6 protein-coding genes are annotated in these 6,397 nt (G+C 65.9%); 1 reads left to right on the top strand and 5 read right to left on the bottom strand.

Translation table 11 applies throughout. The features are described from left to right. Positions 1-240: 240 nt before the first annotated feature. From ACIRVF_RS30570 to ACIRVF_RS30560, 3 genes are all read right to left on the bottom strand, one after another. Positions 241-879, bottom strand: coding sequence for an HAD-IA family hydrolase (locus ACIRVF_RS30570; RefSeq protein WP_402824841.1), 639 nt, complete (start codon positions 877-879; stop codon positions 241-243). 65 nt (positions 880-944) lie between these two features. After that, positions 945-1,430 carry a hypothetical protein gene (locus ACIRVF_RS30565; RefSeq protein WP_402824838.1) on the bottom strand — a complete coding sequence of 162 codons (486 nt, stop codon included), beginning with the start codon at positions 1,428-1,430 and terminating at the stop codon, positions 945-947. Then, a complete protein-coding gene (locus ACIRVF_RS30560) occupies positions 1,417-2,613 on the bottom strand; it encodes a hypothetical protein (protein WP_402824835.1) in 1,197 nt (398 codons plus the stop codon). The genes ACIRVF_RS30565 and ACIRVF_RS30560 overlap by 14 nt, the downstream gene beginning before the upstream one ends. A gap of 83 nt (positions 2,614-2,696) precedes the next feature. On the opposite strand from ACIRVF_RS30560, the gene ACIRVF_RS30555 reads away from it, so the two are divergent. Continuing rightward, positions 2,697-3,296 carry a hypothetical protein gene (locus tag ACIRVF_RS30555; protein ID WP_402824833.1) on the top strand — a complete coding sequence of 200 codons (600 nt, stop codon included), beginning with the start codon at positions 2,697-2,699 and terminating at the stop codon, positions 3,294-3,296. Positions 3,297-3,347: 51 nt separating this feature from the next. Here ACIRVF_RS30555 and ACIRVF_RS30550 read toward each other — a convergent pair whose 3' ends face one another. Beyond that, positions 3,348-3,794, bottom strand: coding sequence for a hypothetical protein (locus ACIRVF_RS30550; RefSeq protein WP_402824830.1), 447 nt, complete (start codon positions 3,792-3,794; stop codon positions 3,348-3,350). Between the two features lie 66 nt (positions 3,795-3,860). After that, positions 3,861-6,329 carry an SGNH/GDSL hydrolase family protein gene (locus ACIRVF_RS30545; RefSeq protein WP_402824827.1) on the bottom strand — a complete coding sequence of 823 codons (2,469 nt, stop codon included), beginning with the start codon at positions 6,327-6,329 and terminating at the stop codon, positions 3,861-3,863. Positions 6,330-6,397 lie beyond the last annotated feature (68 nt).

The raw sequence follows: 6,397 nt of genomic DNA, 5'->3' as shown, positions 1-6,397 counted from the left end.
GCCGCACGGCCTCCACGGCCTCGGCGGAGACGATCACGTCTGTCATCAGGTGCTACTTCCTTGATCGGGAGTTACACCGTTCTTTTTACAGACCCCAACATCGAGATCACCCGAATCGGGAACACGGGAACACTCGTGCCAATTTCAAGCCCCGCGATGGGTTTGCGGATCGCTTCTGAAGTCGTCGCTGACATGTAATGGTGACGTCGGGTATTGGAACTGTCCGAATGCCCCTGCGGGTCACGTGTGCTGTGCATCTGGTGCTGTGTTGAGGAGGGGCGCCAGGGCACTGCGGAGATCTTCGATCTGCCGGTAGTGGAGGGCGGTCATCCCTACTTCGCGGGCTGCTGTGACGTTGGCGGCAGTGTCGTCGATGAACAGGCAGCGGTGGACCGGGGCGCCGGCCTGTGCGGCGGCCGTGAGGTAGACGCGTGGATCAGGCTTCATGACCCCGATGCGGGAGGTATTCACCACGGCGTCGGTAAGATTGTCGAGCCCTTGCTGGGCGAGGTCCCATTCCAGCCGGGTGGTTGCGTTGGAGACCAAGGCGACGGTTGCGACGGTGCGGGCCTGGGCGAGGAGTGACACAACCTGGTGATCGACGCGGGGTACCAGATTGGACCAGTCGGTGACTGCGGCGTGGGCGCGGTCAGCCGATCCGCAGATCGCAGCGAGGTCCGCAGCCACTGCGGAGCGCCACTGCTCGTCGGTGATCTTTCCTGTGATTGCGGGGTGCAGGCGAGACGGGGCGAAGGCCGCTGCTGCGATTGCGCCTGTCGGAAGTCCATGGCTGCTTTCGATGTCACTGGCGGTGGGCCGGTGCCGAAGAACGCCGTCGATGTCGCAGAGCACGGCGTCGTAGGGGCGTGCGGTCATCATGGGTACTCCTTGGTGGTGGTTGGAACTGTCCGAATGCCTGCACTGCAGGACCGCTTGGGGCGGGCTCAGATGTAGTCGAAGAAGCGGTCCCACCAAGTTCGTGGCTCGAAGTAAGTACCGAGGTTGCTGACACCGTCGTAGTCGGTCCAGAGCAAGTGCTCGGAGATAGCGATGTAGCCGAGTGCTTCGAGTTCGTCGTCGATGGGGCGACGGTCGGCGGTCTCGAAGAGGATGTTCTCTTCCTCCTCGTCGTAGCTGCCGGGGTTCCCCAGCGTCACGGCGACGAGGTTGCCGTAGTTGCTGACCGTGATGGTGATGTGGTCGCCACTGGCCGTCGCGCTGGCGGGGATGACGATGGTCCCGTGGTGGTTCGCGTCCTGGACGCCTCGATCGACGCTGCAGGTGCAGCGGAATCGCCGATCCAGCCTCTCTGCCAGCTGATCGAATCGGGCTCGGGTCGGGGCGTGGTCGTAGATCGGAGGGAACTCCATGCGGTCGGGATCGTCGAGGTCCCTCAGCAGAGCCCAGATGTGCTGGTCATCGAGGGGCATGGTCATCGTCTCCGTGCTGGTGGGGCTGGTTGATGCGATGGCTGACCTGAGCGGCATAGTTGGTCCAGTCGCCGGCTGCGGCTCGCTGCCACTGGACGGCGACGCTGATGTGGATTCCGAGCATCCGTGCGAGCAGTGCGGCCGGGAGTTCCTCGGCGAGTTGGAACAGGGCCGCGGAGCGGGATTGGCCGGGGAGGATGCCGATGGCATGGAGTCGTTCGGCGAGCCGGAAGGGACTGATCGGGTGTCCTGGCCGTCCGCCGGGCAAGAGCCACGGTGACGTCTCGGGGGCGCCGAGCGACGCGTGCCCCCGGCGATCTGCGACCACGTGGAGGACGAGGTTGGCGAGGGGGTCGGGCAGTACGACTGGCACGCTCCCGAGCTGGAGCCGGACATGCTGGTCTTCGCAGTGCACGTGGTCGAGGGTGATGCGGCTGATCGCTGCGGGTCGCTGGGCGTAGAGGAGGACCAGGAGTCCGGCGACTCGGTCCTCGGGCTTGAGGATGCTGTCACCGAGGAGCCAGCGTGCCTGTTCCCAGCGGGTCTCGGTGTCGATGGCACCCATCGGGCCGGTCCATCGAAGTGCGGGCAGGTCGAGCCGGGTCAGCTTCTGGCCCTTGGCCCAGCGGATGAAGTGCCCGGTGTTGGCGAAACCGCTGGTGGTCGTCTCAGCGGCCCACTGGTCCAGGTCGCCTTGCCCGGCTGTCGCCAGGGTGAGTTCACGCTCGGTGAGCCAGTCCAGGAAGCTCGTCGCGGCACTCAGGCGACGCCGGGCAACGGCTGCCTGGTTCGCGGTCGTCGCCTCGCGGGACCGTTGGCGAATGCGACGCACCACATGCCAAGTACCGTACTGGTGAAGGACTTTCCGTTCCTCTGGGTCGCGGCGTGCGGCGATCTTGCGGTTCGTCCATTGCTCGAGTTGGGCGAGGTGCTCGTCCCGTCGGGGTAGGCCGCCGGTGGCGACCAGGACGCTTCGTAGATGGGTCAGGGTCTTGCTCGGTGGAAGGTCGTCGAGCGCGGAGTGTGTCAGGGGGCCGTCGCCCGTGACGAGCCGGGCCAGGAGGTCCCCGACGGCTGGGCGGGACAGCCAGCCGAGCGCGATTGCCGGCCGGTCGGTGTCGGCCAGGGCCCGGTGCAGGGGCTCCAGTTCGGGGCGCGTGCCGCCGGCGCTGTCGTGCAGCATGCTGCGGAGCTTTTCGTGGAGATGGCAGCGAGCGCAGGCGCCAGAGGTGAGCCGTCCGCACCGCTCTCGCCCGTACGGTCGGCGTGCCCGCTCACCAGGTCGGGCACTGGGCCGCCGGCCGCTCCATCCCCGGGCCCGCCGAGCGGGACAAGCTCGCGGCCGCACTCGGCATCCACCCTGGCTCGCTCGCGGAAAAGCTCGACGACCAGGCGCCGATCGACTGGTACCAGTTCGAGGACGGCTGCCCCTGCGGAGCCTCGGACGCCACCTTCGCCCGGGAGCCACTGGACGGGCCGTGCGCGGACATCGGCGCCCACGCCGAGTGGGGACTGTGGTGCTCCGGCGACAGCACCGGCGAGAACGGTTGCGGCCAGGCCTATCTGATCGGCGGTGACCTTCTGTATCCCGCGCCGACCATGCAAGGCGGCTACGGCCACCGCTTCACCGCCGTTCGGGACGGCGTCCGCGGTGCCGGCAACTGCGGCCCCGAACTCACCGTACCCTGGCCCCACTCCCTGTGGAACACGCCAGCCGGCCCCCACCAACGCGGCCCGCTGCGCCTGCCCGACCTGCTCACCCAGGCCCCAAGGCCCGCGATAGGTCACCGGAGCCCGGCCGGACCGCGACAACCTCCAGGCCCGAGGCCGCCGCGAGCTGGCGACAGTCCATCTTCTCCCCGCTGAGGGCCAGGGCCTCCACGAGTCGCTGGTAGTCCGGTCAGTGATAGGCATGCCTCACCCGACAGTGAGCACCTCGTTCCCGCTAGTTGTGTGAGCTTGATCGCATGGTATGCCGTCGATCCGATCTGTGATGGCTCCATCCGTTCGAAAGAGAATTACCCGCAGGCAGGCGTCCGCCACCGCGGCGCTCCTGGCGCCGGGGTAAACCGCTGTGGCTTGGACATCGACCACGACAGATGTGCTCTCTTTGACGGCGCTGACATGGGTCACCTGGGTGCCTCGTTCGAGTTCCTCAAGCGACGCGATCGTCTGTGAGCCCGCACTGAACGCGGGTACGAGCTTGGCTGCGTAGCGCCGAGCGCTGTCAGCTGCGTCGGCGGTTGCCTGCCGTCGACGGTCACCAACTACAGAGCGCTGGTGAATCGTGCTTGCCGCGAAGGCTGCGGCAGCCACTGCCAGAACCGCGATGAGAACGACCAGTCCTCTGCGAAACAGCTTCATCGGAGGCTTTCCGGGAAGAGCCGGGGCCCGTTCAGGCCCCGGCCGGGTGGATTATTCCGGGAGCCGCTAATAGCGCGCGCTGATCAACGCGCTCGCCAGAGCGGAGGCGTACAGCTTCGTTCCGGTGTTGTTCGGGTGGTAGCTCTCCATGCTCGCGCACACCCAATTGTTGGGGTTGGGGCTCGCGGGACAGGAGAAGTCGCCACCAGGCTTGGTTGAAGGCGCGGCCACGAAGTCGTTGATGGCCGCACCGGCCTTACTGCAGACACCGCGGTGGTAGAACTCGGTCATCGGCGAGTAGAATGTGACGGGCACGTTGTCTACGCTCTGAAGATCGGCGGCGAGCTTCTTCTGGTCGTCCCTCATGTAGTCGGCCCAGCCGTTCAGCTTGATAGCTGCATCACTGAGCATCACCGAGCACCCGACTGTCATGTCTCCCACATCGAAGAGTTCGGGGTAGCCGAGCAGGACGATCTTCGCCTTCGGCGCCTTGTCGTGGATGTGCTGGAGCAGGAGCCTCAGTCGGCCCATAGTGTCATCGATCTGCTTCCTGACGTCCGAATCGGAGGGGCAGCTGAGTTCGACGCAGCTCTGGACGGTGTCAGCGAAGCCCGAGTCGTTTCCTCCGGCGGTGAGCGTGACCAGCGTCGTGTTCGCATCTAGGAAGCCGGACGACAGCTGCGGGACCTCGTGATGCTGTCCGATCACTCCCCAGACGGGATTGCCGTCCTTGTCGGTGCTTCCAGTTGTATCGATCTGCGAGGTGACGGCGCCGGAGCAGGCGACACTGTGGTAGTCGAGGCCAGCGTCAAAGGCGTCGGCCATGCTGCCGATGCTGGCAGACCTGCCCGGTATGACCGTCTGCCGGATCCAGGAGTTCTGGCTTCGGCGGCAAGCGTTCCAGGAACGCCCCGGGGAGGTCTGCTTGCTCTGGTCGGCGTACGGGCCCATGTCGGTGCCGTAGATGTACGGCTGGGCGCCTTCACCCGAGGAGTAGGAGTCGCCCAGCTGGACGACGAAGTCCTTTGGCTGCCCCGGAAGGGGCTGGAAGGCGGCGGCGTCCCATGCGACATCGTCCGAGGCGTCGCCGTCCGGTGTGTAGTTGGACAGTTCAACCCCCTGGAAGTCGTTCCCGTCAGTGAATTCGAGGACGCCGAGGCTGACCCAGTGGTTGCTGTTGGAGGCGACGTTGAGGATGCGGTTCTGTGTCTGGCCGTTTCCGATATGGATGGTGTAGATCGCCTGCTGGGTCTTGGATCCAGTGTCAGGGATGTGAACGAAGACCCTGGTCCAGCCGTTCGACCGCTGGTTGAGCTTCCAAGTGCCGGTGATCGCCATGGTGCCGTGTGCGCCCGGCGGCACCACGAGATCGTTTGACACGCTGGTAACAGAGGTGGCGGCGTTTCGCGTGTGCGCGTACCAGAAGTGTGCGCCGTAGCCGCCACCGACCTGGTGCAGGTCAGCCTTGGCCTCGCAGTGACTGGCCTGGTCGGCATCGAACCGGAAGCTGAGGGTTCCAGCGTTGTTCCAGGTCCGACTGCAGCCGTCGCGCATGGGGGGAGCCTGGCCGGAGACCGAGTCGACGACCAGTGAACCGGCCGGCGGTGCTGAGCAGTCCGGGGCTCCGGTGTTGCCGTTGCCCAGTTCCGTCCGCAGGGTCTTGTACGTCAGGTACTCGTGACCGCAGTCGCCGTTGCAGGTCTTCCATGCGGCCGAGCTGTGGAACCAGTACGGGGGATCGCAACTCGCGCCGAGGTGATCGATCTCGCAGCGCGGAGGGTTCTTGACATCGCAGTTGTTGAGGAGATTGCAGAAGGTCTCCAGACCCGGCTTGATCGCGGTGCGGTCGGTCTCCTGAGTCCACCAGGCCTGAGAGTAGCCCGCCGTGTTGCCCTTGTTGAGGTTCCCGTTGTCGTCGTAGGACCGGCCGGTGTCGATCGGCCAGGCGGCCCAGCCCAGAACCTTCTCCTGGTAGGGCCAGAACTGGGGGTGGGCAGCGTCGGCGTAGTGGTTGTGGTCCAGGAAAGGCAACCGGTCCGGCTTGTAGATGGGGTTCGCCGGGTTGTTGAGGTAGCCGAGGCCCCACTGAGTCAAGGGCGCGGCAGGGTTGTACTTGTTGAGGCCCGAGTTGTAGGCCCAGGCCGCGGTGAACCAGTTCTCGATGGCCGACGGATCGTCGTTGTTGATCTTCATCGGGTTCGGCAGGCCGGGGTCGTGGAGTTCGTTCCACTTCTCGGCCAGGGTCTTGGCCGCGGCGGCGATGTTGGAGGTGTAGTCCAGCGCGACGGCCTTCTGCTTGTCGTAGGGCCAGACGACGTCCCCGGTGCGAAGTCCGGTGGGGCCGTGCATGCCGTCGGCCTGCTGGCCGATGCCGTAGCCGCAGTCGACCATGTCCCAGTTGATCTGCCACAGATCCTGCGGGCGGTTCGGGTCGATCTTGGTGGGGTGTCCGTAGAAGCCGCCGGTCAGCGGATTTCCGGTCTGCCCGGGCAAGGCCCCGCCCTCGGCCTGCCAGAGGTTGGACTCCTGCGCCAAGGCGGAAGCGCATGCCACGATCCACCGCTGGGGCAACACGGAGTCGCGCAGATCACCCGGCCTCGACG

The sequence above is a fragment of the Kitasatospora sp. NPDC101157 genome (assembly GCF_044768255.1).
Lineage (GTDB): Bacteria > Actinomycetota > Actinomycetes > Streptomycetales > Streptomycetaceae > Kitasatospora.
Note: the sequence above shows the minus strand (reverse complement) of the source record. Positions and strands in the feature narration are given on the sequence as shown.